28 protein-coding genes are annotated in these 26,730 nt (G+C 31.5%); 11 read left to right on the forward strand and 17 right to left on the reverse strand.

What is annotated here, in order from left to right:
• Positions 1-47: 47 nt before the first annotated feature.
• The 10 genes from ACR9ES_RS01690 to ACR9ES_RS01735 all read left to right on the forward strand — a co-directional run bounded on the left by ACR9ES_RS01690 (position 48) and on the right by ACR9ES_RS01735 (position 9,448).
• On the forward strand, positions 48-1,127 hold the full coding sequence (locus ACR9ES_RS01690; RefSeq protein ID WP_435254860.1) for an acyl-CoA reductase: 1,080 nt from the start codon (positions 48-50) through the stop codon (positions 1,125-1,127).
• A gap of 36 nt (positions 1,128-1,163) precedes the next feature.
• Positions 1,164-2,228, forward strand: a complete 1,065-nt coding sequence (serC, locus tag ACR9ES_RS01695) for a 3-phosphoserine/phosphohydroxythreonine transaminase (protein WP_435254861.1) — start codon at positions 1,164-1,166, stop codon at positions 2,226-2,228.
• 50 nt (positions 2,229-2,278) lie between these two features.
• Positions 2,279-3,232: a D-2-hydroxyacid dehydrogenase gene (locus tag ACR9ES_RS01700; RefSeq protein WP_435254862.1), complete on the forward strand. Its 954-nt coding sequence runs from the start codon at positions 2,279-2,281 to the stop codon at positions 3,230-3,232.
• A 3-nt stretch (positions 3,233-3,235) separates the two neighbouring features.
• The gene (locus ACR9ES_RS01705) at positions 3,236-4,474 is read left to right on the forward strand and encodes a DUF1015 domain-containing protein (protein ID WP_435254863.1); all 1,239 of its coding nucleotides are present in this window, start codon (positions 3,236-3,238) and stop codon (positions 4,472-4,474) included.
• Positions 4,475-4,490: 16 nt separating this feature from the next.
• Positions 4,491-5,168: a YggS family pyridoxal phosphate-dependent enzyme gene (locus ACR9ES_RS01710; RefSeq protein WP_435255611.1), complete on the forward strand. Its 678-nt coding sequence runs from the start codon at positions 4,491-4,493 to the stop codon at positions 5,166-5,168.
• Positions 5,169-5,200: 32 nt separating this feature from the next.
• The gene (locus tag ACR9ES_RS01715) at positions 5,201-6,298 is read left to right on the forward strand and encodes an exonuclease domain-containing protein (protein ID WP_435254864.1); all 1,098 of its coding nucleotides are present in this window, start codon (positions 5,201-5,203) and stop codon (positions 6,296-6,298) included.
• Between the two features lie 32 nt (positions 6,299-6,330).
• Positions 6,331-7,146, forward strand: coding sequence for an ion transporter (locus ACR9ES_RS01720; protein WP_299001689.1), 816 nt, complete (start codon positions 6,331-6,333; stop codon positions 7,144-7,146).
• Positions 7,147-8,055 carry a tRNA (adenosine(37)-N6)-dimethylallyltransferase MiaA gene (gene miaA, locus ACR9ES_RS01725; protein WP_435254865.1) on the forward strand — a complete coding sequence of 303 codons (909 nt, stop codon included), beginning with the start codon at positions 7,147-7,149 and terminating at the stop codon, positions 8,053-8,055. It abuts the gene before it with no gap.
• 67 nt (positions 8,056-8,122) lie between these two features.
• A complete protein-coding gene (locus ACR9ES_RS01730) occupies positions 8,123-8,626 on the forward strand; it encodes an OmpH family outer membrane protein (RefSeq protein ID WP_299010358.1) in 504 nt (167 codons plus the stop codon).
• Between the two features lie 6 nt (positions 8,627-8,632).
• Positions 8,633-9,448 carry a DUF1853 family protein gene (locus ACR9ES_RS01735; RefSeq protein ID WP_435254866.1) on the forward strand — a complete coding sequence of 272 codons (816 nt, stop codon included), beginning with the start codon at positions 8,633-8,635 and terminating at the stop codon, positions 9,446-9,448.
• Here ACR9ES_RS01735 and ACR9ES_RS01740 read toward each other — a convergent pair.
• The 15 genes from ACR9ES_RS01740 to ACR9ES_RS01810 form a co-directional block, all read right to left on the reverse strand.
• Positions 9,423-10,346 (reverse strand): EamA family transporter, encoded by a 924-nt coding sequence (locus ACR9ES_RS01740; protein WP_435254867.1) that lies wholly within the window; start codon positions 10,344-10,346, stop codon positions 9,423-9,425. The genes ACR9ES_RS01735 and ACR9ES_RS01740 overlap by 26 nt on opposite strands.
• A gap of 117 nt (positions 10,347-10,463) precedes the next feature.
• The gene (locus ACR9ES_RS01745) at positions 10,464-11,138 is read right to left on the reverse strand and encodes a type 1 glutamine amidotransferase domain-containing protein (protein ID WP_435254868.1); all 675 of its coding nucleotides are present in this window, start codon (positions 11,136-11,138) and stop codon (positions 10,464-10,466) included.
• A 77-nt stretch (positions 11,139-11,215) separates the two neighbouring features.
• A complete protein-coding gene (locus tag ACR9ES_RS01750) occupies positions 11,216-11,785 on the reverse strand; it encodes a Crp/Fnr family transcriptional regulator (protein WP_274634983.1) in 570 nt (189 codons plus the stop codon).
• A gap of 10 nt (positions 11,786-11,795) precedes the next feature.
• Positions 11,796-12,950 carry a class I SAM-dependent methyltransferase gene (locus ACR9ES_RS01755; RefSeq protein WP_435254869.1) on the reverse strand — a complete coding sequence of 385 codons (1,155 nt, stop codon included), beginning with the start codon at positions 12,948-12,950 and terminating at the stop codon, positions 11,796-11,798.
• A gap of 18 nt (positions 12,951-12,968) precedes the next feature.
• On the reverse strand, positions 12,969-13,556 hold the full coding sequence (gene hisIE / locus ACR9ES_RS01760) for a bifunctional phosphoribosyl-AMP cyclohydrolase/phosphoribosyl-ATP diphosphatase HisIE (RefSeq protein WP_435254870.1): 588 nt from the start codon (positions 13,554-13,556) through the stop codon (positions 12,969-12,971).
• Positions 13,553-14,305, reverse strand: a complete 753-nt coding sequence (gene hisF / locus ACR9ES_RS01765) for an imidazole glycerol phosphate synthase subunit HisF (protein WP_435254871.1) — start codon at positions 14,303-14,305, stop codon at positions 13,553-13,555. Before hisF ends, hisIE begins: the two co-directional genes overlap by 4 nt.
• 35 nt (positions 14,306-14,340) lie before the next feature.
• Entirely contained in the window at positions 14,341-15,057 is a 717-nt protein-coding gene (hisA, locus tag ACR9ES_RS01770) for a 1-(5-phosphoribosyl)-5-[(5-phosphoribosylamino)methylideneamino]imidazole-4-carboxamide isomerase (protein ID WP_435254872.1), read from the reverse strand.
• A gap of 50 nt (positions 15,058-15,107) precedes the next feature.
• The gene (gene hisH / locus ACR9ES_RS01775; RefSeq protein WP_435254873.1) at positions 15,108-15,689 is read right to left on the reverse strand and encodes an imidazole glycerol phosphate synthase subunit HisH; all 582 of its coding nucleotides are present in this window, start codon (positions 15,687-15,689) and stop codon (positions 15,108-15,110) included.
• 1 nt (position 15,690) lies between these two features.
• On the reverse strand, positions 15,691-16,824 hold the full coding sequence (hisB, locus tag ACR9ES_RS01780; RefSeq protein WP_435254874.1) for a bifunctional histidinol-phosphatase/imidazoleglycerol-phosphate dehydratase HisB: 1,134 nt from the start codon (positions 16,822-16,824) through the stop codon (positions 15,691-15,693).
• Positions 16,825-16,834: 10 nt separating this feature from the next.
• Positions 16,835-17,899, reverse strand: coding sequence for a histidinol-phosphate transaminase (gene hisC / locus ACR9ES_RS01785; RefSeq protein ID WP_435254875.1), 1,065 nt, complete (start codon positions 17,897-17,899; stop codon positions 16,835-16,837).
• 58 nt (positions 17,900-17,957) lie between these two features.
• The gene (hisD, locus tag ACR9ES_RS01790) at positions 17,958-19,244 is read right to left on the reverse strand and encodes a histidinol dehydrogenase (protein ID WP_435254876.1); all 1,287 of its coding nucleotides are present in this window, start codon (positions 19,242-19,244) and stop codon (positions 17,958-17,960) included.
• A gap of 46 nt (positions 19,245-19,290) precedes the next feature.
• Positions 19,291-20,148 (reverse strand): ATP phosphoribosyltransferase, encoded by an 858-nt coding sequence (hisG, locus tag ACR9ES_RS01795; protein WP_435254877.1) that lies wholly within the window; start codon positions 20,146-20,148, stop codon positions 19,291-19,293.
• A gap of 328 nt (positions 20,149-20,476) precedes the next feature.
• Positions 20,477-22,246: a translational GTPase TypA gene (typA, locus tag ACR9ES_RS01800; protein WP_274634993.1), complete on the reverse strand. Its 1,770-nt coding sequence runs from the start codon at positions 22,244-22,246 to the stop codon at positions 20,477-20,479.
• Positions 22,247-22,474: 228 nt separating this feature from the next.
• Positions 22,475-22,783: an LETM1 domain-containing protein gene (locus tag ACR9ES_RS01805; RefSeq protein WP_274634994.1), complete on the reverse strand. Its 309-nt coding sequence runs from the start codon at positions 22,781-22,783 to the stop codon at positions 22,475-22,477.
• Positions 22,783-23,946, reverse strand: coding sequence for a proline dehydrogenase family protein (locus tag ACR9ES_RS01810; RefSeq protein ID WP_274634995.1), 1,164 nt, complete (start codon positions 23,944-23,946; stop codon positions 22,783-22,785). The genes ACR9ES_RS01805 and ACR9ES_RS01810 overlap by 1 nt, the downstream gene beginning before the upstream one ends.
• Positions 23,947-24,050: 104 nt before the next feature.
• On the opposite strand from ACR9ES_RS01810, the gene aroB reads away from it, so the two are divergent.
• Entirely contained in the window at positions 24,051-25,109 is a 1,059-nt protein-coding gene (gene aroB / locus ACR9ES_RS01815; RefSeq protein WP_435254878.1) for a 3-dehydroquinate synthase, read from the forward strand.
• 35 nt (positions 25,110-25,144) lie between these two features.
• Here the strand turns inward: aroB and ACR9ES_RS01820 are convergent, their stop codons facing one another.
• Both ACR9ES_RS01820 and ACR9ES_RS01825 read right to left on the reverse strand, forming a co-directional pair.
• Positions 25,145-26,032, reverse strand: coding sequence for a mechanosensitive ion channel family protein (locus tag ACR9ES_RS01820; RefSeq protein ID WP_299001655.1), 888 nt, complete (start codon positions 26,030-26,032; stop codon positions 25,145-25,147).
• 53 nt (positions 26,033-26,085) lie between these two features.
• The gene (locus ACR9ES_RS01825) at positions 26,086-26,586 is read right to left on the reverse strand and encodes a Dps family protein (protein WP_435254879.1); all 501 of its coding nucleotides are present in this window, start codon (positions 26,584-26,586) and stop codon (positions 26,086-26,088) included.
• Positions 26,587-26,730: the final 144 nt, after the last annotated feature.

Consider the following 26,730-nt stretch of genomic DNA (forward strand, 5'->3'; position numbering starts at 1 on the left):
ACTTTGCATTTGCAAAAATAGTTCCAATTTAATTTAGAACCAAATAAATGGATAGTATAAAAAGTAGAATTAACGCTTTTCATAAACTAGGAGAATTTTTAAGTCAGTTTTCTCAAGAAAAAGTTGAGAAAAAAGAAAATATAGAACATAATGAGTTATTTTTTGATGGATTTAAACATCAACTTAAAATAGCTGGAGAAAATAACACATGGTTTACCAAAGAAAACCTGTTGTTTTCAGTAGAAAACTGGGCAAAAGCCTTGACCATTGATAATTTAACTGAATGGGTTTCTAAAGAAGATTTAGGAAAAAACGACGCTAAGTTAATTGCTATTATTATGGCTGGAAATATTCCTTTAGTAGGATTTCATGATTTTTTATCAGTATTAATATCTGGGCATTCAGTTTTAGTGAAGCAATCGTCTAATGATAAACATTTACTTCCTTTTTTAGCTAAGTATTTGGAATATGTTGAACCTGAATTAAAAGGAAAAATTTCATTTACTGAAGAAAAATTGACTGGTTTTGATGCTGTAATTGCTACAGGAAGTAACAATACAGCTCGTTATTTTGAATATTATTTTAAAGGGAAACCGAGTATCATCCGAAAAAACAGAAATTCTGTAGCTGTATTAACAGGAAATGAATCGGAAGAACAAATGCAAAATTTAAGTGAAGATGTTTTTCGTTACTTCGGGTTAGGCTGTCGTTCAGTTTCAAAAGTATTCATTCCGAAAGACTATAATTTCGACGCTTTTTTCAATGGAATGTATCAACAACGCGAAATCATCAATAATGTTAAGTACGCTAATAATTACGATTATAACAAAGCGGTGTATTTAATGAGTGAGTTTGATATTTTAGAGAATGGTTTTTTAATGATTAAAGAAGATGAGAGTTACGCCTCTCCTATCGCTTCTGTTTTCTATGAATACTACGACAATTCTGATGATTTGAAGATAAAACTTTGGGAAGATAGGGAGCAAATTCAATGTGTGGTGGCTAACAATTTTATTGAAAATGAAATTGAATTCGGACAAACACAACACCCAAAGTTATGGGACTATGCTGATGGGGTAAACACATTAGAGTTTTTATCGAAAATTTATAACAACCTCTCTATATAAATTTGCACCTTTGTGTAACAAAACACAACAACACAAATGAAAAAACACAACTTTAGCGCGGGTCCTTGTATTTTACCTGAGGAAGTGCTTCAAAAAGCTTCTGAAGCAGTTATTAATTTTAATAATGACAACCTTTCTTTAATTGAAATTTCTCATAGAAGTAAACCTTTTGTGGAGGTGATTGAGAAAGCAAGAAGTTTAGCCTTAGAGTTATTAGGACTAGAAAATAAAGGCTACAAAGCATTATTTTTACAAGGTGGTGCAAGTATGCAATTTTTAATGGTTGCCTACAATTTATTGAATAAAAAAGCTGCGTATTTAAATACTGGAACTTGGAGTAGTAATGCGATTAAAGAAGCTAAATTATTTGGTGAATTGGTGGAAGTTGCTTCTTCAAAAGATAAAAACTTCAGCTACATTCCAAAAGGATATGAAATCCCTACCGATGTAGACTATTTTCACTGTACCAGTAACAATACGATTTTCGGAACACAAATGAAGAGTTTTCCTGAAACTTCAATTCCAATGGTATGCGATATGAGTTCTGATATTTTTTCTCGTCAGTTAGATTTTTCAAAATTTGATTTGATTTATGCCGGAGCTCAAAAAAATATGGGACCAGCAGGTACAACGTTAGTGGTTGTAAAAGAAGATATTTTAGGAAAAGTAGAACGTCAAATACCTTCTATGTTAAACTATCAAGTGTTTATTGATAAAGATAGCATGTTTAATACACCTCCTGTATTTCCAGTATATACATCTATGTTAACATTGGATTGGTTAAAAGATTTAGGGGGAATTGAATTTATTGAAAAAGTAAACGAGAAGAAATCAGCTTTACTATATAATGAGATAGATAGAAACCTTTTATTTAAAGGAGTTGCAGCTATAGAAGATCGCAGCCACATGAATGCGACATTCACTTTAACCGATGAAAACTTACAAGCTAAGTTTGATACTATGTGGCAAGAAGCCAATATTAATGGATTACACGGTCATAGAAGTGTTGGTGGATATCGCGCAAGTATGTACAACGCATTACCTTTGTACAGCGTTCAAGCATTGGTAGATGTAATGCAGGAATTAGAAAGAATAAGTTAGATATAATGTCATTTTGTTCATCATAATGACATATTTTATAAAATACAAAGATGAAGATATTAGCGAACGATGGAATTTCCGTTAGCGGAATTGAGGCTTTGGAAAAAGCTGGATTTGAAGTATTAAATACCAAAGTTGCTCAAGAACAACTTGAAAACTATATAAACGAACACAGTATTGATGCTATCATAGTAAGAAGTGCTACGCAAATACGTCAAGAATTGATAGAAGCTTGCCCAAGTATTAAATTAATTGGTCGTGCAGGTGTTGGTATGGATAATATTGATGTTGAATACGCCATCGATAATGGTGTACATGTTGTAAATACTCAAGAAGCCTCTGCTCCTTCAGTTGCTGAATTAGTTTTCGCACATTTATTTGGTATGGTACGCTTTTTACATCAATCGAATCGAGAAATGCCTTTAGAAGGTGATATGAGCTTCAACTCTTTAAAAAGACAGTTTTCTCAAGGAATTGAATTAAGAGGTAAAACTTTAGGTATTATAGGTTTTGGTCATATCGGACAAGAGGTAGCTAAAATGGCATTAGGATTAGGAATGAAAATAATTGCTACGGACACTGAAGTAGAAAATGCTACTATTACAATTCCTTTTTTCGATGGACAAGTAGTTAATTTTTCTGTAGAAACTCAATCGTTAAAAGAGGTTTTATCTAAATCAGATTTTGTAACCTTGCATTTACCAGCACAAGAAGAGTACGTTATAGCTGCTACTCAGTTTGATCAAATGAAAGACGGAGTTGGAATTATCAACACTTCAAGAGGTAGTGTTTTAAATGAAGTTGATTTAGTAAATGCTATTGAAAGTGGTAAAGTTAAATATGCTGGATTAGATGTTTTTGAGAATCAGCCAACACCTGAAATTCAATTATTGATGAATCCAGAAATCTCTATGACACCACATATTGGAGCATCTACTATTGAAGCACAAGAAAGAATTGGAGTTGAATTAGCTAATAAAATTATAAAACTATTAAGCGAATAATTCATGGCGATTGTAAAACCATTTAAAGCAGTAAGAGCTACACGTGATAAAGTGGCGTTAGTATCCTCTAAATCATATGAAATTTATACTCCTGCAGAGATTGGAGCAAAGCTAGACTTTAATCCGTATACATTTTTACATGTAATTAACCCTGGATATAAATACCATAAACAAGATGTAACGGGTGAACAACGTTTTAAATTGGTACACAACCGTTATTTAGAATTTAAAGAAAATGAGGTTTTTAAACAAGATGAAACTTCCGCTTTTTATGTATATCAAAAAATAACTCCTTCAGATAATTTCTGCGGAATTATAGCAGCAACTTCTGTTGAAGATTATCATAATAATGTGATAAAAAAACATGAAGATACCTTAAGAGAACGTGAGTTATTGTTTGAAAATTACTTAAAAAACACAGGCTTTAATGCTGAACCAGTGCTACTAACCTACCCTGATAATGATGTAATAAATTCAATTATACAAAAATATCAGGAGCAGCGACCAGAATACGAGTTTTCTACTTCTGATAGAGATTTACACTTTTTATGGGTGGTGAATGACAGCAACGATGTAGCTAAAATTTCTGAGGCATTTCAACAAGTTAACACTTTATATATTGCTGACGGCCATCATCGTTCTACCTCTTCTTGTTTATTGGCTCAAAATTTAGCAGAAAACAATCCAGAGCACACAGGTAAAGAAGATTACAACTATTTTATGAGTTATTTATTACCTGAAAGTCAGTTGAAAATTTATGAGTTCAATCGATTTATTAAAGATTTAAACGGATTAACTCCTGAAGAATTACTGATTGAATTAGACACACATTTCAGAATAGAAAATCGTGGGCAAGAGCTCTACAAACCAAAAGAAAAGCATCACTTTAGTATGTATTTAAACGGTGAGTTTTATGCCTTGTATTTACGTAAATCACTTTACAAATTCACTGATTGTTTAAGCGAGCTAGATGCTTATATTTTATATACCACCGTATTACAACCTATTTTAGGAATAGACGACATTAGAAACGCTTCTAAAATTGTGTATTCACAAAATAAATCAGACGGATTAGAACTTAAAACCAAGGTAGATAGTGGGGAATTTAAAGTTTCCTTTGGAATGCTGCCTACCAACATATCAGAATTAAAAACAATCGTAGACGCTGGTTTAATGATGCCTCCTAAAACCACCTATATAGAGCCTAAATTAAGAAGTGCTTTAACTATTTACGAATTTTAGTACCATATCAGTACATATAGTTATTATCATGACAGGAATTAAAGAAAATCTTCAAAAAATAAAATCAAGTTTACCAGAACATGTAACGCTAGTGGCAGTTTCAAAAACGAAACCTGTTTCCGATTTGCAGGAAGCTTACGATGCAGGTCAACGTGTATTTGGAGAAAACAAGATCCAAGAAATGGTTGCCAAGTATGATGAACTTCCTAAAGATATTCAATGGCACATGATTGGGCACCTACAACGTAATAAAGTTAAATACATGGCACATTTTGTGCATTTAATTCACGGTGTAGATAGCTTTAAAACCTTACAAGAAATTGATAAACAAGCGAAGAAAAACGATAGGGTTATTAATTGTTTATTACAAGCTCGTATAGCTAAAGAAGACACTAAGTTTGGTTTACCTTTTAACGAAATAGAAAAAATTTTAGCTTCCGATGAATTAAAAGAATTAAAGAACATCAAAATTGTTGGATTGATGGGAATGGCAACGTTTACTGAGAATCAAGAGCAATTACAAGAGGAGTTTTCATCATTAGCGAGCTTTTTCAATAAAAATCAGGAAAAATATCTGAATTTAACTACTCTATCTATGGGAATGAGTGGAGATTATGAATTAGCCATTGAAAACGGAAGCAATATGGTACGAATAGGAAGCTCAATTTTTGGAGTTAGAAATTATATTGCTTAGATTTACATAAATCTGCTAAAAAAAAGAGAGAATTGTACGCTATTTTAGACATAGAAACTACTGGAGGAAAGTATAACGAAGAAGGAATTACTGAAATTGCTATTTATAAATTTGATGGACATCAGATCGTAGATCAATTTATTAGTTTAGTGAATCCGGAAAGAGATATCCAAGAATTTGTTGTTAAACTAACAGGAATTAACAACAAAATGCTCCGTAATGCACCTAAGTTTTATGAAATAGCTAAACGAATCGTTGAAATTACTGAAGATTGTTTTGTGGTTGCTCATAATGCTAACTTCGATTATCGAATTTTACGCACAGAGTTCAACCGTTTAGGTTATGATTATAAGCGTAATACCTTATGTACTGTAACTCTTAGTAAAAAATTAATTGCTGAAGCTCCATCGCACAGTTTAGGTAAGTTGTGTAGGTTTATAGGAATACCAATGTCTGATCGTCATAGAGCAACAGGAGATGCATTGGCAACAGTACAGTTATTCAAGTTATTATTAGAAAAAGACACCGAAAAAGAGATTATCCAACAATCTATCAAGTATTTTGATAATCGACATGAGAAATTTCGAATTCAAAAAATATTAGACAGTCTTCCTGAAAAACAAGGAGTGTTTTATATACACAATAAAGAAGGAAGTATTATTTACATCGGTAGAGGAAACAACATGAAACACGAAGTAAATAAACTTTTTTTGACTGAAACGAGAAAAGGATTAAAAATAGTAAAAAGAGCTTCGGAAGTTACTTTTAACGAAACTGGCAATTTACTTTTTACACGTCTTAAATATCATTTAGAGCTAGAAAAACTAAGACCTAAATACAATATTATCAGAAGAAAAAAAATTGCGGATAGAAACTTTAATCATGATCATATGATGATTATCGATAAAGGTCGTATTCCTGAAGAACATGCTGTAATTTTAATAGAAAACAACGAGGTTATAGGTTATACATATACAAACTTAGCTTTTCAAGAAAATCAGTTATCTATCTTAAAATCAATGCTAACTCCTATTGAAAATAAAGAACTAGCAAAAACAATAATTAAGAACTACTTGTTAAAAAACAAAGTGTCTAAAATTGTGCGATTACAAGTTGAAAATAATTTGTAATATTGTTGTAAACCACTCAATAATTTACTGTTTTGGAAGAAAAATCACTTAATTGGAGAGATAAATTACATGAAATAATTTATGAAGCAGACACACCTGCTGGAAGGTTATTTGATATCGTTTTATTGTTTGCTATTTTAGCAAGCATTATATTAGTAATGCTAGAAAGTGTAGATAGTTTTGATAAAAAACATCATACTTTTTTATATGTATCTGAGTGGATTATTACAATTCTTTTTTCAATAGAATACATCCTAAGAATCATATCTATTAATAAACCTACTAAATATATTTTTAGCTTTTATGGTATAATAGATTTCTTATCTACAATTCCTATGTATTTAACCTTCTTCTTTGTAGGTTCTCATAGTAGTTTAATAGCTTTAAGAGCTTTACGCTTATTAAGGGTTTTTAGAATCCTTAAAGTATCAAGATATATAGGTGAGTCTAATCAACTTATTAAAGCATTAAATGCCAGTAAAGCAAAAATTGGAGTATTTCTTTATTTTGTACTCATTATTTGTATCATTTTAGGTTCTATCATGTATTTTATTGAAGGAGCAGAAAATGGTTTTACCAGCATTCCTAGAAGTATTTATTGGTCTATCGTAACTCTTACCACAGTTGGATATGGTGACATTGCTCCACAAACAGCTTTAGGGCAATTTATAGCTAGTATAACAGTTATTATAGGTTATGCTATTATTGCCATTCCAACAGGAATTGTAAGTTCTGAAATGACAAAAAAGAAAGTAGATTTAAACACACAATCTTGTCCGAATTGCTCATACGAAGGTCATAAAGATGATGCCGAATTTTGTTATCATTGCGGAACAAAACTGAACTAAATGCCACAAACAAACACCTTAATTACCATTGTAGGAGCTACGGCTATAGGAAAAACAGCACTAAGTATTAAACTAGCTCAACACTTTAACTGTGATATTGTTTCGTGCGATTCTCGTCAGTTTTATAAAGAAATGACTATAGGAACAGCAGTTCCAGATGCTGATGAACTTGCTGCTGCCCCACACCATTTTATTCAAAATCGTAGCATTTTTGAAGATTATTCAGTCGGTCAGTTTGAAAAAGACGCTTTAGCTAAGCTTGATGAACTATTTGCTAAGAATCCTATTCAAATCATGGTAGGTGGTAGTGGATTGTATGTTGATGCGGTTTTAAAAGGTTTTGATGAGTTTCCAGATGTAGATCCTCAAATTAGAATTGATTTAACTGCAGAGCTTGAAAACAAAGGAATTGAACATCTTCAACAGCAATTAAAAGAATTAGATATTGAAACCTACAATACAATTGCTATTGACAACCCGCATCGATTAATTCGTGCTTTAGAAATTTGTCTCGGAACAGGAAAAACATACAGTTCTTTTAAAAACAAGCCAAAAGCTCCACGCAACTTTCAAACTATAAAAATTGGTTTAAAAGCAGATAGAGAAATCATGTATGACCGTATAAATCGTCGAGTAGATATTATGATTGAAAACGGTTTGATTGAAGAAGCCCAAAAATTGCACCAACATAAAGAGTTAAATGCATTACAAACAGTGGGATACCGAGAGTTATTCGAATATTTCGAAGGTAACTTTACTAAAGAATTTGCAATTAAAGAAATCAAGAAAAACTCTCGAAGATTTGCCAAACGCCAAGGAACTTGGTTCCGTAAAGACCTTGAAATTATTTGGTTCGATTTTCAAGAAGATGTAAATAACATTATCGCAAACATTGAGAGTAAAAAGTAAAATTTAACGAATTTTAAGGTTCGTACATTAACCACTTTTTTATATTTGTCACAAAACACAGAAATTTATGAAATTAAAAATCACATTTATACTCGCTTTATTTTTTATCGGATTTACAAATGCACAAACGAAAGTAGGTACAGTAGACAGTGAATTAATTATTAGTAAAATGCCGCAAATGAAAGGTGTTTTACAACGCGTAGAAAACTATGGTAAACAATTAGATTCTAGTTTTCAAATTAAAGCTACAGAGTATAAAACAAAGGTAGATTCTTTTAAAGCGGAAGAAAAAATAATGACGGATGATGATAAAAAAACACGTTTTCAAGAAATACAGGTGCTTGAACAAGAAATGGCTAAATTTCGTCAAAACGGAACAGCAATGATGCAAATTCAAAGAGAACAAAGTTTACGTCCGTTATATAAAAAAGTAAGTGAAGTAATTGCTGAAGTAGCTAAAGAAAATGGTTATACCCAAATTTTAACAACTACAGGAAATGAATTTGGATATCTTGATGAGCGTTTTGATATCACAAAATTGGTATTAGACAAACTAGGAATTAAAGAGTAATTCTTTATGTACCAAAAACAAAAAGACTTACAATTACAATACGAAGGATTTTTACAAACACCTTTTCTATGGCATGGAAAAGGTGTTTTTGATTTAGAACAATTTTGTGTTTCAAAAGTTATAACCTCTTCTTTTTCCGAAGAAATTACACAGAAATTACGCTTAGGTAAGTTAGTAGAACGTTTTGTTTCTTTTGATTTACAGCAAGATTCCTCAATAACCATTCTCACAGAAAACATTCAAATTCAGCAAGAAAAAATAACCTTGGGTGAATTGGATTGTATTCTAAAACAAAACGAAAAACCTATTCATTTAGAAATAGTTTACAAGTTCTATTTGTATGATGCTACTGTTGGAGATTCTGAGATTGAGCATTGGATTGGTCCTAACAGGCGAGATTCTTTCGTTCAAAAACTAAGTAAATTAAAAGAAAAACAATTACCGCTACTCTACTCTAAGCAATCTAAAAAGTATTTAGATGAATTGGGTTTAGACCGAACTGAAATTACGCAACAAGTATATTTTAAAGCACAATTATTTGTACCTCTTCAAGATATAAACAAAGAATTTTCTTTGGTAAATAAGGAATGTATCTACGGATTTTATATTTACCCAAAGGAATTAGTTCAATTTTCTGATTACAAGTTTTACATCCCTAACAAACACAACTGGTTGGTTAATCCACACCCTAACGTTGATTGGTTAAACTTTGAATCGTATCAAAATAAACTTCAACAGTTTTTAAATGAAGAAAATGCACCTCTTTGTTGGTTGAAAAAAACCAATGGAGAATTCCTTAAATTTTTTGTGGTTTGGTGGTAACTTTCAATTTTGAAATTCGCTTTCTTGAAGTAATAAAATAAACTCCAGACAACAATACTACTGATGCAATAATTGATTGCGTTGTTAAAGTTTCATCTAAAAAATACCATCCTAAAAACAAGGCTACAACAGGGTTTACATACGCTGATGTTGACACTTTTTCAGTAGGAACAATTTTCAATAAATAATTGAAAGATGTAAAGGCTACAATACTTCCAAAAACAATTAATAAAAACATAGCTCCTTGTGCTTTAAAAGACCAATCTAAAGGGGAAGACCAAGTTTCTTTTAGTAAAAAAGAACCTATAAAGAGAAAAGCTCCTGCAAAGAGCATTTGATACCCTGTACTCACAAAAAAGTTCTTAGGAAGTTTTGCTTTAGCCACAAATACACTACCATAACTCCAACTTAATACACATGAAAAAATCATAAAAATTCCTATTAACATATCTTTTGAAGTTGTTATTTCATTTTGACTCACTAATAAGTACATTCCTATGATTCCTAAAACAACTCCAATAATAGATTGTCTTTGCATTTTCTTTCCATCAATCAAACGTAAAAGTAACAATACAAATAAAGGCTGTGTAGCTGCTAATAATGCCCCAAAACCACTATCTACAAACTTCAGTGCCCAAACAAACATTCCGTTTCCATATACTAAAAAAAGAAAACCAGCTATCGCAGAATTTAAAAGTTGTTTTTTAGTCACTTTTATTTCTCTTTTTAAAAGTTTAGCTATTAGCATTATTAGCGCTCCCGATATAGAAAAACGAATGGCTGCTAATAACAGTGGAGAAACTTCTGTAACAACTATTTTGTTCAGTAAATAAGTTGATCCCCAAATAACATAAATAGCAATAAATGCAGTTATAATTAGTAGTTTAGATTCTTTCATTTTTTGGTATTCTAACGAGCTAAAAGTACAATAAAACCTTTTTGCTTGTTCCTAAAAAATCAAAATCGTTTAAAAATATTTTTAAACGATTTTGATTAAATATTTATTCTTACATAATTATAATTTTGCTAATAACTTTTCAGCTACTAGTTCTGATGATGCTGGATTTTGTCCTGTAATTAAATGACCATCTTCAATTACATATTCTTGCCAATCTCCTGCTTTACTATAAATTCCTCCATTATTTTTTAGTTCATCTTCCACTAAAAATGGTACTATTGAAGTTAATTGCACTGCATCTTCTTCTGTATTAGAGAAACCAGTTACTTTTTTACCTTTAACTAAAGGAACTCCATTTACTTTAGCATCTTTTAATACTATAGGTGCATGGCAAACAGCCCCTACTGGCTTACTATTAGCATAAAAAGCTTCTATTAAAGCTACAGAATCTTTATTTTCAGCTAAATCCCATAAAGGTCCATGTCCTCCAGGGTAAAAAATTGCATCATAATCACCCTCTTTAACTTCACTCAATTTCATTGTGTTTGCCAATACAGCTTGAAGTTCTTCATCTTTATTAAAACGATGTGTAGCTGGTGTTTGAAAATCTGGTTCGTTACTTTTTGGATCAATTGGTGGTTGTCCTCCTTTTGGAGATGCTAAAGTTACTTCTACTCCTTTATCTTTTAATAAATAATAAGGTGCAGCAAATTCTTCAATCCAAAATCCTGTTTTTTCTCCTGTATTTCCTAATTCTTCATGACTAGTAAGCACAAATACTACTTTTTTCATATTATTTCTATTTTTAAGTTACCTCAAAATTAGTATATGAAAGGTGAAAAAAAATTGATGTATGGTAATAAAGGCTTTTATAAAGTTTCTTTTCGTATTCTACTTAAACTTTCGGTTGTTATTCCTAAGTAAGATGCTAAATGATAATTTTTAATTTGCTGCTCTATATTTGGGTAGGTTTGTAAAAATAAATGATACCTTTCTTTAGCTGATAATACTAAGTTATTTAGAATTCTCTTCTGAAATCGTACCGTTGAACGTTCTAACTTTTTTCTAAAAAAATGTTCTATTTTGGGTACTTTTTCATAGATACTATCCAAATCACTCTTGGCTACTTTTAACACAGTAGCATCTGTAATACACTCAATAGAAAGTACAGATTCTGATTCGGAAAAATAACCTATATAATCACTAATCCACCAATCATTAATAGCAAATTGTATCGTGTGCTCTTTTCCTTTAGCATCCATAAAAAATGTTCGTAAACACCCTTTTACCACATAATATTGATAGTATACTTTTTCGTTAGTATGTAAAATGGTATCCCCTTTTTTATAGGTTACTTCCGAAAAAATACTCTCAACTACTTTTAATTCCTCATTTTCTAACTGAAGATCTTTAAATACATTTCTAACAGATGTACACATTATAAAAACATTATAGTAATCCCTCTAAATAGTGTTGCTCTATTTGATAAGCTTCTTTTAAATCTAAAATTTTAGCTTCAATACGTTTTTTATCTACTTTTTTAGATGACTTAGCACCTATCAACATTATATTTTTACGTGTATGTTCGTTGCTTATAAATTCAAAAACCTTAGTGCTATAGTTATTTTTTTCTAAAATCAACGCTCTAATAGTATCGGTAACCATTTCAAACTGACGTTCTTTAAAGATTCCATATTTTAATAAGGGACTCTCCTGTTCTTTTCCTTTTACCTGTTGACGAATTTGTTTATGACAACACGGAGCACAAATAATCAATTCAGCTTTAGAAACCAAACCTTTGTAAATAGCATCATCTGTAGCTGTATCACAAGCATGTAAAGCTATTAAAATGTCTATTTTATTGTTATCGTACTCCTGAATTGGTTGTGCTACAAACAATAAGCCTTTAAAATCACACTTTTTGGCAATATCGTTACAGTAATTCACCAAACTTTCTCGTAGCTCAATACCTGTAACGCTTGCTGTATACCCTTTCTGATTCACCAAATAATCATACAAAGCAAAAGTTAAATAGCCTTTTCCTGAACCCATATCAACAATATTGATATGATTAGGTAACTTAACCGATTGTATTTGCGCTTCGATAATTTCTAAATACTTGTTAATTTGACGGTATTTATCCGCCATTTTAGGAATTACCCTTCCTTCTTTATCTGTTACACCTAAGTGATACAAATACGCACTATTTTCTGCTCTCTTTTCTTTAGGTTTATCGTGTGTTTCAGGTAATTTATTTTTAAAACTTGGTTTTGTAGTTTTAAAGCTCACCTTTTTCTTTTTTGATATAAAGACCAACAAATCGTTCGATAGTGTAAATAAAGTTGCAGCTCTAAATTTTTCAGAAAGTAAATTTGTTAATTCTTCTACACTTTCTTCAAAATCATAGTTTTTAACTTGGTCATTTGTAGTATATCTATATAAAAACTGAAAATGTGTTTCTCCTTTTAATTCAATTTGTCGAACATACACATTTGACAATTCGTCACTTTTACGAATAGGTTTACTTACTGTTAGTTTTACAAAATCATTTTTTTGAATACTATTTTGAAATTCAGTAAACAGTTGATGTAAGGCTTCTTTCATGTTGCAAAAATACTATCTTTATTTTACTCTACTTTGTAAAACTTCTTCAATATCAGTAATTGAAAAACCTTTGGCTTTTAGTAAAATTAAATAGTGATATAATAAGTCGGCTGCTTCGTTTTTAAATAACTCATCATTATTGTCTTTTGCTTCAATAACTACTTCTACAGCCTCCTCTCCTACTTTTTGAGCTACTTTATTAATGCCTCTTTTAAAAAGTTTATTCGTGTAAGAAGTTTCTACATCATTGTCAATTCTATCAGCAATAATGCTTTCTAATGAGTACAAAAAACCTTTAGAAGTCTCCTCATCAAAACAAGATGTAGTTCCTTTATGGCAGGTTGGCCCCCCAGGAGTGGCTTTAATCAATAGCGTATCATTATCACAATCAACTTGAATGTCTTTTACCCATAAAAAATTCCCTGATTCTTCCCCTTTTGTCCACAACCTATTTTTAGTTCGGCTATAGAAAGTAACTTTACCTTCTTTTTGTGTTTTAGCTAATGCTTCTTCATTCATATAACCTAACATTAACACTCGTAAAGTAATATTATTTTGAATTACGACTGGAACTAATCCGTTTCCTTTTATAAAATCTATGTTCATCGTATGGGTATGTTTTGGGTTTTTAATTTGTTTTTTAGTACAGGTATAGGGATTTCACCAAAGTGAAAAATACTAGCAGCTAATCCTGCACTAGCTTGAGTTTTAGTAAATACTTCAGTAAAGTGTTCTACTTTTCCAGCACCACCAGAAGCAATCACAGGAATATTTACAGCTTTGCTTACTGCATTGGTTACCTCAATATCAAATCCGTTTTTTGTACCATCACTATTCATAGAGGTTAATAGAATTTCACCAGCTCCTAATTCTTCTACCTCTTTTGCCCAACTCACAGTTTCTAATTCGGTTTCAAAAGTGCCTCCTTTTGTAAACACTTTCCATTCTCCTTTTACATTTTTCGTATCAATCGCAACTACCACAAATTGACTTCCGAATCGATTTTTTAAATCAGTAATTAGTTGCGGATTTTTTACTGCGGAAGAATTGATGCTTACTTTGTCAGCCCCAGCTTGTATTAACGCCACTGCATCTTCCACAGTACTAATGCCTCCACCAACAGTAAATGGAATATTAATTTCTTGTGCTATCGTTTTTACTAATTCTACTAAAGTTTTTCTATTTTCTAACGTAGCCGTAATGTCTAGAAAAACTAATTCATCAGCTCCTTCTTTTACATACTGTTTGGCTAACTCAACGGGATCTCCTGCATCTTTTATATCCACAAAGTTGACCCCTTTTACTGTTCTTCCATTTTTAATATCTAAACAAGGTATGATTCTTTTCTTTAACATCTTTCAGACTGTTAGATTTTTGGATTATTTGATTTTTAGTTAACAAATTCTTGTAACTCTTTTAAACTGATATTTCCTTCGTAAATAGCTTTTCCTACAATAGTACCTTCGCAGCCTATTTCTTTTAATCGAAGTAAATCACTAGTGCTAGAAACGCCTCCACTTGCAATTAAGTTGATAGCAGTTTTACTTAAGATGTCTAAGTATAAATCTACAGAAGCTCCTTGCAACATTCCATCTTTGGCTACGTCAGTGCATATACAGTTTGTTACCGATTTTAACTCATATTGTTTGATGAAGTCAACAACATTGAGTTCTGTAGTCTCTAACCAACCGTGAGTAGCTATCTTTCTATCTTTACAATCGGCACCAAGGATTATTTTATTACGTCCGTATTGGGTAATCCACTCCATGAAAATTTCAGGATTCTTAACAGCGATACTCCCTCCTGTTATTTGATTAGCTCCACTTTCGAAAGCAATACGTGCATCGTATTTTGATTTTAAACCACCTCCAAAATCGATTTTTAGATTGGTTTTAGTAGCTATTTGTTCTAATACTTTGTGATTTATAATACGATTGGATTTTGCGCCATCTAAATCAACTAAATGTAAGTATTGTATTCCGTTAGCCTCAAATTCTTTTGCTACTTCTAATGGGTTTTCATTGTATATTTTTTGTGTTGCATAATCTCCTTTGGTCAACCGAACACATTTTCCTTCTATAATATCTATTGCTGGTATAATTCTCATCTTTTATTAGTTAGAAAGCTGAAAGTTGTAAAGTTTAAAAGTTAACCTGTTTAGAGGTTTAAAAAGTTTTTTAATAATTGTTCTCCTACATCTGCTGATTTCTCTGGGTGAAATTGCATAGCGTAAAAATTATCTTTCTGTATAATAGAACTAAAAGAAACGATATAGTTACAAATAGCCAACGTATTTTCGCAAGGTTCTGCGTAATAACCATGGACGTAATACACATCATCTTCTAGTTTTACATCTTTAAGTATTTCCGAAGATTTTAGTTCTGAAAAATTATTCCACCCCATGTGCGGTACTTTATCTTTTGGAGGAAATTGCTTTGTTTGTGTATCAAAAATTCCTAAACAGGTAGTGTTTCCTTCTTCAGAAGATGTACACATCAACTGTAAGCCCAAACAAATTCCTAGAACAGGCTGTTTTAAAGAAACAATTAGTTCATCTAATTTTCGCTCTTTCAAATATTCCATAGCAGAACTTGCTTCTCCTACTCCAGGAAATATTACTTTACTAGCTGCCTTAATTTTAGTTGGATTATCAGTAATAATACTTTCATACCCTAAACGATTTACCGCATTTTGTACCGATCGGATATTACCTGCATTGTATTTTATAATGGCTATCATTTTATAGAACTCCTTTTGTTGATGGTAAAATCATCTTGTCAACATCTCTTTTTACCGCTACTTTTATGGCTTTAGCAAAAGCTTTAAAAATGGCTTCTATTTTGTGATGTTCGTTTGTTCCTTCAGCTTTGATATTTAAATTACACTTAGCGCCATCGGTAAACGATTTAAAAAAGTGGAAAAACATTTCTGTTGGCATTTTTCCTATCATTTCTCTTTTAAATTCAGCCTCCCAAACTAACCAGTTTCTTCCTCCAAAATCAATAGCTACTTGTGCTAAGCAATCATCCATAGGTAAACAAAATCCGTAACGTTCAATACCCAATTTATTACCAAGAGCTTTGTTAAATACTTCTCCTAAAGCAATCGCTGTATCTTCAATGGTGTGGTGTTCATCTACTTCTAAATCACCTGTCACTTGTATATTTAGATCCATTTGACCATGACGTGCTATTTGATCTAGCATATGATCAAAAAAGGCAATACCAGTATCTATCGTGCTTTTCCCCGTTCCATCTAAATTTAAATCAATTTTAATCTGAGTTTCATTCGTATTTCGTTCAATAGATGCTGAACGTTCTTCTAATTTTAAAAACTCATAAATAGCATTCCAATCATTGCTTTCTAAAGCGATATATTGATCTAATTCTGTTCTTTTTATGGTGATCTCATCAGAACCTAAATATGTTTCATCATTGATATAAATAGCTTTGCTTCCTAGATTTTTTGCCAACTCAACATCGGTCAATCGATCACCTATTACAAAGGAATTTTGTAAATCATATTCCTCAGAAAAATAGACGGTTAACAAACCTGTATTGGGCTTTCTGGTAGGTTGATTGTCTTTAGCAAAAGTTCTATCAATAATTTCTTTAGCAAATACAATTCCTTCGTCTTTAAGTGTTTTCATTACAAAATTATGTACTGGCCAAAAGGTATTTTCTGGATACACTTCCGTTCCCAGTCCATCTTGGTTGGTTACCAAAACCAGTTCAAAATCTAGTTCTTTGGCTATTTTACTTAAGCCTTGAAAAACTTTTGGGTAAAACTCTAATTTCTCAAAAGAATCTACTTGTTCATCAACAGGTTCTTTAATTAGGGTTCCATCTCTATCTATAAATAATACTTTTTTCATTTTTTTTATTTTAAAAAGAACTCTCAACATTACTCAAGAGAACATCTATAAATTGTAAAGCCCTTAACAATCTTTTATTCTCTATTTCACTACCTATAGTAATTCGTAAACAATTGTTTACTAAGTTACTTCTATTTCTTGTGATAATCTTCTGGTTTACAAGTTGATTATACACTTCATTAGCATTTGATACTTCTATCAAAAGAAAGTTTGCTTCAGATGGGTATACTTTTTTTATGAGTTCAATTTCTTGCAGTTGTTTTTCTAACTTTTCTTTTTCATTTAAAATGATGTTTTTCTCAATTTCAAATTGTGCCAAGTTGTCTAGTTTCTTAAGTACAGCTTCTTGATTTAAAGTGCTGATATTATAAGGAGGTTTGACCTTATTGTATATGTCTATAATTGCCGAATTTGCATAGGCTACTCCTACTCTAACTCCTGCTAAGCCCCAAGCTTTACTAAATGTTTGACTGATAATTAGATTTGGGTAACTGTTCAACTGTTTGATATACGATTCCTTAGAACTAAAATCAATATAGGCTTCATCAATAATTACAATTCCTTTAAATTCTCTAAGAATGTACTGTATAGTTTTATCTTCAAAACAATTACCTGTTGGATTGTTAGGTGAACAGATAAAAATGAGTTTCAGCGTTTCATCTTTCAAGTATGGATTCAATTCTTCTACGTCTATTTGAAAATCAGATGTTAAAGGTAATTCTACTAATTTAACATCATTAATAGCAGCAGAAACACTATACATTCCATAAGAAGGAACAAAAGTTAACGCTTTATCTTTACCAGGTTCACAAAAAATACGAAATGCTAAATCGATAACTTCATCGCTTCCATTTCCTATAAAAATTTGATTTTTATCAACATCCTTAATTGCTGATAATCGCTCTTTGATAGCTATTTGTTGTGGATCTGGATAACGATTTAAAGTTCCAAACGGATTTTCATTAGCGTCTAAATACACTTCTGCTTCTCCTTTAAATTCATCCCTTGCAGAAGAATACCCCTTTAGCTTCTGAATATTAGGGCGTATGATCTTGTTTAAATTGAATTCATTCATCGTTAATTATTTTGAGGTTTGTTTAATTAAGATTTCTCCTATTCGTTCGAAATGACTCTTAGTTATTTAATTCTTTTAATCTTACTGTAATTGCATTTTTGTGCGCTTGTAAGCCTTCTGCCGCTGCCATTAATTCTATTGATTTTCCAATGGTGCTAATACCTTCTTTAGTCACTTCTTGAAAAGTGATTTTTTTCACAAAACTGTCTAACGAAACTCCGCTATAATTTTTTGCATAACCATTGGTTGGCAAGGTGTGATTGGTACCACTAGCATAATCACCAGCACTTTCACAACTGTAGTTTCCTAAGAATACTGAACCAGCATTTACAATTCCTTCAATATATTCAGAAGCTTTCTCAGAAGCTATAATTAAGTGCTCTGGAGCATATTCATTACTAAATTGAATACATTCTTCAGACGAATTTAAAACAACAGCAAAACTATTTTCTATTGCTTTTTTAGCTAATTCTTTTCTAGGTAACTCATCTATTTGTTTGTTGATTTCTGCTATCACATTTTGAGCTACATCGTTAGAAGTAGTTACTAAAATAGCTTGACTATCAGCTCCGTGTTCCGCTTGCGACAATAAATCGGCAGCTACAAAAACCGGATTACTTGTTTGATCAGCTATAACCAGTACTTCGCTTGGACCTGCAGGCATATCAATAGCTACGCCTTGTTGTTGTACTAATTCTTTTGCTTTCGTAACAAATTGATTTCCTGGGCCTAAAATTTTATACACATTTGGAATTGTTTCTGTTCCGTATGCCATAGCACCTATTGCTTGAGCTCCACCAGCTTTAAAAATTTGAGTGATTCCTACTAAAGAAGCAGTGTATAAAATAGCAGGATTAATAGCTCCTTCTTTGTTAGGTGGCGTACATAAAATAATCTCTTTGCATCCAGCTATTTTTGCGGGAATCCCTAACATTAAAATAGTTGAAAACAAAGGAGCTGAACCTCCTGGAATATACAATCCCACCTTTTCAATAGCTACATTTTTTCTCCAACAAGTAACTCCGTTTGTTGTAACTACTTTTTTAGGAACTTCTTTTTGTGAATTGTGAAATGTTTCAATATTACTTTTAGCTAATTGAATGGCTTGCTGTAACTCTTCGGAAACTAAACCTTTAGCTTTCTCTATTTCTTCTTGAGTAACCTTAAAAGAGTTTAAAGAAACATTGTCCAACAACTGAGCGTATTTTGTTAATGCTTTGTCTTTATTATTTTTCACATCATTTAAGATGGTTTGCACTGTTTCTTTCAAACTATTTTCATTGATTGTTGCTCTTTTACACAAAGAACTCAAAGTTTGTATTGATGGATTATTTATTATTTTCATCTGTTTAGTTTTATTTTTTTAACTATCCTTGGCTATCGCCCTGCGATTAAACAACCATTTTTTCTATAGGACAAACCAAAATACCTTCTGCTCCATTAGCTTTTAGTTCGTCTATAATTTCCCAAAACTCATTTTTATTCAATACAGAGTGTACGGAACTCCAACCTTTTTCAGCTAACGGCAATACAGTTGGACTACGCATTCCTGGTAAGATTTTGATAATTGTTTCTAACTTTTCATTCGGGGCATTTAATAAGACATATCTTGATTGTCTACCTTTTAAAACTGATTGAATTCTGAACTGCAATTTGTTTAGAATATCTTGTTGTTCTTTTCCTAGTTGAGGAGAAACAACTAGAACAGCTTCCGAAGTCAATAAAACTGCTACTTCTTTTAAATTGTTTTTGAAAAGTGTCGATCCACTTGAAACGATATCACAAATACCATCAGCTAACCCTATATTTGGAGCTATTTCAACAGATCCATTAATGATGTGTAATTGTGCTTGAATATTATTTTTATCTAGAAAACTTTGAACTGTATTCGGATAAGAAGTCGCTATTTTTTTATTCTGAAAATAACTAATCCCGTTGTAGTTTTCTCCTTTAGGTATAGCTAAAGAAACTTTACATTTTGAAAAACCTAGCTTTTCAATAAATTGAATTCCATTTCCTTTTTCAATCAATAAATTTTCTCCGATAATGGCAGCATCTACAACTCCATCTTTTAAATACTGAGGAATATCTCCGTTTCTTAAATAAAATATTTCCAAAGGAAAATTGTTTGCAGAAGCTTTTAGTTGGTCTCTTCCATTGTCGATAGAAATACCACAATCTTTTAGTATTTGTAAGGAATCTTTGTTAAGTCTTCCTGATTTTTGTATGGCTATTTTTAATTTACTCATTTTTATGTTGAATAGGTTTGAGCAAATCTTTTGAGAAGTATTTTCGTGGCGCCTTGTTGAAAATAAAAAACCCGTTTGATTTACTCAAACGGGTTTAAAATATATCTTGATTTTATTCAATACATTTTCAGCTCGCTTGAGTGCAAGTATGAAAATGATGATGATGTAATTGAATAAAACTCATGTCTTTTGTATTGTTGCTACAAAGATTTGAAATAAAAATTTAATTGTGCAAGTTTTTTTATAAAAAAACAAAACCACCTGAATATCAAGTGGTTTTAGTATTATTCTGTCATGCTAAATCGAGTTTAGCAAAACAATTATTCTATTATCTGAAATCTATTTTACGCATACGTAAGCTTTCAGGAGTTACTTCTAAGTATTCATCATCTTTAATGTATTCCATACATTCTTCTAAAGACATATCTACTTTAGGAGCTATTTTAACTCCGTCATCAGAACCTGATGCACGTACGTTTGTTAATTTCTTTCCTTTGATTAAGTTTACCGCTAAATCATCTTGTTTTGCGTTTTCACCAACTACCTGACCTTTATAGATCTCTTGGTTAGGATCGATGAAGAAACGTCCTCTATCTTGTAAACGGTCGATAGCATAAGCAGTCGCTTTACCAGATTCCGAAGAAATAATTGCTCCGTTTACTAAATCAGAAAACTCTCCTTTGTAAGCATCATACCCTCTTAAACGGTGGTTAATGATTGCTTCTCCTTGCGTAGCTGTTAATAATTTATTACGTAAACCAATTAAACCACGAGAAGGAATATCAAACTCTAAGTGTTGTAAGTCTCCTTTAGGTTCCATTACTAATAAATCACCTTTACGCATTGTTACTAAGTTAATAGCTTTACTAGCTAAATCTTCAGGAACATCAATTACTAAAGTTTCGTATGGCTCACATTTAACTCCGTCAATTTCTTTTAAAATTACTTGCGGACGACCTACTTGTAATTCATATCCTTCACGACGCATAGTTTCGATTAATACAGATAAATGTAGAATTCCACGTCCGAAAACGTTGAATTTATCCTCTGTATCAGTATCCTCGATACGTAAAGCTAAGTTTTTCTCAGTTTCTTTATATAAACGGTCACGTAAGTGACGAGAAGTTACATATTTTCCTTCTTTACCATAGAATGGGGAGTTGTTAATGGTAAATAACATACTCATCGTTGGTTTATCAACTTCAATTCTTGGTAATGCTTCTGGATTCTCTAAATCTGCAATCGTATCTCCAATTTCAAAATCATCAATTCCGGTAACAGCACAAATATCTCCACTACGAACTTTATCCGTTTCAACTTTACCCATTCCTTCAAAAACGTGTAATTCTTTGATACGAACTTTTTTAGTAGTTCCGTCTGCTTTACAAAGCATGTAATCTTTGTTCTTTTCTAAATCTCCACGGAAAACACGACCAATCGCAATTCTTCCTTTGAATGAAGAATAATCTAGAGACGTGATTTGCATTTGAGGAGAACCTTCACGATATGGAGCTTCAGGAATTGTCTCGATTACAGCATCTAATAAATCAACTAAATCTTCTTTAGGATCTTGCCAATCAGTACTCATCCATCCATTCTTTGCAGAACCGTAAATGGTAGTAAAATCTAACTGCTCTTCCGTAGCTTCTAAAGCAAACATTAAGTCGAATACTTTTTCGTGTACTAAATCTGGAGTACAGTTTTCTTTATCAACCTTGTTTACTACTACGATTGGAGTTAATCCTAATTCGATAGCTTTTCCTAATACGAAACGTGTTTGAGGCATCGGCCCTTCAAAAGCATCAACCAATAATAAAACACCATCAGCCATTTTTAATACACGTTCTACCTCTCCACCAAAGTCGGCGTGACCAGGAGTATCAATTACGTTGATTTTTACACCTTTGTAATTTACTGATACGTTTTTAGATAAAATGGTAATTCCTCTTTCACGCTCTAAGTCGTTGTTATCTAGCAATAAATCTGTACGCTCTTTACGCTCGTCTAAAATTTTAGCTTGATCTATAATTTTATCAACCAAGGTTGTCTTACCGTGGTCAACGTGTGCTATAATAGCAATGTTTCTTATTGATTGCATTCGTGCTTATTTTGAAGCTGCAAAAGTAGTATTTTATTGTTTACGATTCACGATTTTTTATTACTGAATTCGTAATATTCAATTTAAAGCTTTAGAAAAAGTACTTTTTTATAACATCTTTATATACTTTCTCTTTGCTTTTAAAGCAATTTTATAGTTTTAATTGATTGCCTTTTTTCTATGGAAAAAGTGAAGTAAATACTCGATTTTTAGTTATTTAGAGATACATTATTCTGGTTTTGTATCTTCTAATTCTTCATCATCTGCTCTAAAAGCACTAGGAAGTATGTCGGGTATTAATTTGATTAGTAAAGGCAAAAGTATGGCTCCACCAGGAAGCATAAACACAGTAAAAGCAGGTATTGCTTTACAAATATCGAGTGTTTGTTGCTTTACTTTTGCCTTTTCTTCATCGGTTAACGATGTAGTTAATGATTTTCTAATAAGAAAGACTAGCTCTTTGCTTTCTTGAAGCTCTTTAGCTAATCTTTTCTTATTTTTATAGATAGCCTCTTTTATTTCATCAACTGTATTCATTACAGCTTACGACGGGCTTTTTCAGTTTTAAGTAAATTTAACTCTCTAGAAGTTTGTCCTGCTACTGAAGTATTTTCTTCTGCTCTACGAATTAAGTAAGGCATTACATCACGAACAGGTCCGAAAGGAACATATTTTGCTACATTATATCCTTCTTTAGCTAAGTTAAAGCTAATATGATCGCTCATACCATATAATTGACCAAACCACATACGCTTATCATCAGCTGCTATGTTGTGTTCTTTTGCTAAATCCATTAACAAATAAGAGCTTTCTTCGTTGTGAGTTCCAGCAAAAATTGCCATATTTTTATGATCCATCATATAACGAACTGCTTCGTTATAATTATCATCAGTAGCTTGTTTATCTACACAAATTGGAGATTCATATCCTTTTTCATTAGCTCTCTCACGTTCTTTCTCCATGTATGCGCCGCGTACTACTTTCATACCAATATGGTATCCTTTTTGGTGGGCTCTTTGATGTAAGTCTCTCAAATAATCCATACGATCATGACGATACATTTGTAACGTGTTAAAAACGATGGCTTTTTCTTTGTTATAAATTTCCATCAATTCTTCAATCAAATCATCTGCTGCACCTTGCATCCAACTTTCTTCTGCATCTATTAATAGTGGTACATCTTTAGCAACCGCAGCTTTACATACTGTATGAAAACGCTCTACTACTCTATTCCACTCTACTTTTTCTTCAGAAGTTAATTCTTTTCCTTCAGTTAATTTTTGATACAAAGCAAAACGACCAAAACCTGTAGGTTTAAAAACAGCGTAAGGAATAGCTGCTTTTTCTTCAGCAAAATTTATTGTTTTTAAGGTCATTTTTAAAGCATCATCAAACTGTGCTTCATCTTCTTTTCCTTCAACAGAATAATCTAAAATACTATGAACGTTTCCTTTTTCATACATCTTTTCGATGTTAGGTAAACAGTCATCTTCTGTTACTCCTCCACAAAAATGGTCGAAAACTGTTGATCGGATTAAACCTTCAACTGGTAAATGAGCTTTCAAAGCAAAATTAGTTACCGCAGTACCAATACGGACCATTGGTTGGCTTTGAATCATTTTAAATAAAAAATAGGCACGCTCTAGCTCTGAATCAGATTTTAATTTAAAAGCAGTTTCTGTGTTGTCAAAAAGTCTCATTATCGAGGTAATATTAATGTCTTATATTTAAAGACAAATATAAATGAGTAGAGTGATATATTTTAATTTTTTCTATTTAATTTCGCTGTATATTTTTAATAACAATGACTACAATTAACGCAGCTACATATCCTATTCATTTTGATGAAAAAGCTTATAACGAATTAACTTCTTTAGTTTCTAAAAAAAATTACTCCTCTGTATTTATTTTAGTTGATGATAATACTTTAGAACACTGTTATCCTCGATTTATGCAATTATTTGCTACAGATAAGCCTATTGAAGTCATTCAAATTGACGCTGGTGAAATTCATAAAAACATCGAAACTTGTATGGGTGTTTGGAACGTGATGACTGAATTGGGCGCCGATAGAAAAAGTTTACTTATTACTTTAGGAGGCGGTGTTATTACAGATTTAGGTGGTTTTGTTGCTTCAACGTTTAAAAGAGGGATTGATTTTGTAAACATTCCTACCACTTTATTGAGCATGGTAGATGCTTCTGTTGGGGGAAAAACAGGTGTTGACTTAGGTGTTTTAAAAAACCAGATTGGTGTTTTTGCAAACCCAGAGATGATTGTGATTGATGCAGAATACTTACATACTGTTTCCGCACGTGAAATTCGTTCAGGTACTGCTGAAATTATTAAGTATGGAATGACACATGACATTCAATTATTCAATGAAATTAAGGATAACGATCAGGTAAATATTGTGGATTTAATCCACCGTTCAATTGAAATAAAAAATGAAGTTGTTATAGAAGACCCTAAAGAACAAGGTGTTCGTAAGGTTTTAAACTGGGGACATACTATTGGGCATGGTGTAGAGTCTTATTTTTTAGAGAACCCGAAAAAGGAAGCTCTAACACATGGTGAAGCTATTGCCATTGGAATGGTTTGTGAGGCTTATCTGTCCTCTGAAATTTTAGGTTTTTCAAAGGAAAAAGTATCAGAAATAAAAGAAGCCATTATTAAGATTTACGGAAAAGTAACGATCGATAAAGACGATTTTCAGCCTATTATTGAGTTGATGAAGCATGATAAAAAGAATGTGGCTGGTGAAATAAACTTTGTTTTATTAAATGATTATGAAAATTTTAAAATCAACTGCAAAGCTTCCGAAGAATTAATTAATGAAAGTTTAGCATTTTATAACGCATAAAAAAAGAGCAACTTTAAAGTTGCTCTTTTTTTATTTTATTTGGTAACGGTAATTGGAATACTATCTTGAGAACCGTATAACTTGATCTCAGTAATATCGGCTGGCATATTTAATCCGTTTTTAATAATTACGTTTTTTACACTTTTAATAACATCACTTTTTATTTCTAAAGTACCACGTTTGTATTCTTTAGTTTTTGTCCAAAAAATTACCTTTAGATTAACGGTACTAACACCTAAACTATCAACCGTAACAAAACATTGATGTTCATCGGTATTTATTACTCCTTTTGTGCTAATTACTGCATCAATAATTACTTTTTTTGCAGTATCAATATCGTCATCATAATCAATACCAACAACAAAATCTGAACGATAAAATCCGTCTTCAGTATAGTTATAAACTGGTTTTTTTACAATGTCACTATTCGGAATATATACATCTCTTCCATCGAAGGTTTTTAGTTTACTAAATCGAAACTCCATCATCTTTACTTTTCCAAAAATATCTCCGATTTTAACTGTATCATTTACATTGAAAGGTCTGTTAAAAGATAAAATAACACCTGAAATAAAATTTTCTCCAACATCTTTAAAAGCAAAACCTAAAATAACAGCTGATGCACCTGCTGCTGTTAATAAACCGGTTGCTATACTACCTAATCCTGCTATTTTTAACCCCAACATTAAAACCAGAGTAATTAACCCTATTTTAATAGTTTTACTTAAAAAATTTGTCATTAAAGGATCATGAGTTTTTTTAGATATCGTTTTTCTAAAAAGCGATGAAATAAAATTTGCTAACAAAATACCTAAAGCAATTATAATTATTGCGATTATAATACCGGGTATTTGAGACACAAACTCATTCCAATACTCTTCAGTTGCTGTTTTGATTTTATTTATAGTGTTATTAAAGTTCATTTATTGTTTTTAATGTTATTACTTAGTGTTGCTAGAAATTAGATTTACATAAATTACATTACCAAGTCTTCTTTTAACTGTTCTACGGTGCTTTTTGTCCATGCGCTTAACATCCAGCTAGTTTTTTCTAAAGAAGCGATATAACCACCTATTAAATCGATTGTACCTTCATCACCAGCTTCTTCTGCTTTTTTAATTACGGTAGACATTTGAGTTAATAATGTTTTATGATCATCTAATAAAATATATACCATGTCAGAATCTGTTTGAAAAGGACTTTCTTCTGATATTGTAGCTATTTTTAAATACCTGCTGTATCTACTTATTGGGTGATATTGTAAGGTTAAAATACGTTCTGCAATTTCATCAATCTTACTTCTTGCGTCAACGTACATTTCTTCAAATTTTTCATGTAACTCAAAGAAATTTTTCCCGACAATATTCCAGTGAAAGTTTCTTAGTTTTTGATAATATACATGGTAATCTGCTAACAATTGATTTAACTCTTTTGCTACAGGTAATATGTTTTCGCTCTGCATATTTAAATAATTCATTATTTTATATGTTTTTTAGGTTAATAATAAGTTTATTACAAAATTAATTTATGTATACAGTGTTGTTTTGCTCTATCAATTTTGATGTTTGCTCATTTCAAAAAATTAAAAAGAATTGTATAAAAAAAAGAGATGAATTAATTC

It is taken from the genome of Tenacibaculum sp. A30, from assembly GCF_051200845.1.
Taxonomy (GTDB): Bacteria; Bacteroidota; Bacteroidia; order Flavobacteriales; family Flavobacteriaceae; genus Polaribacter.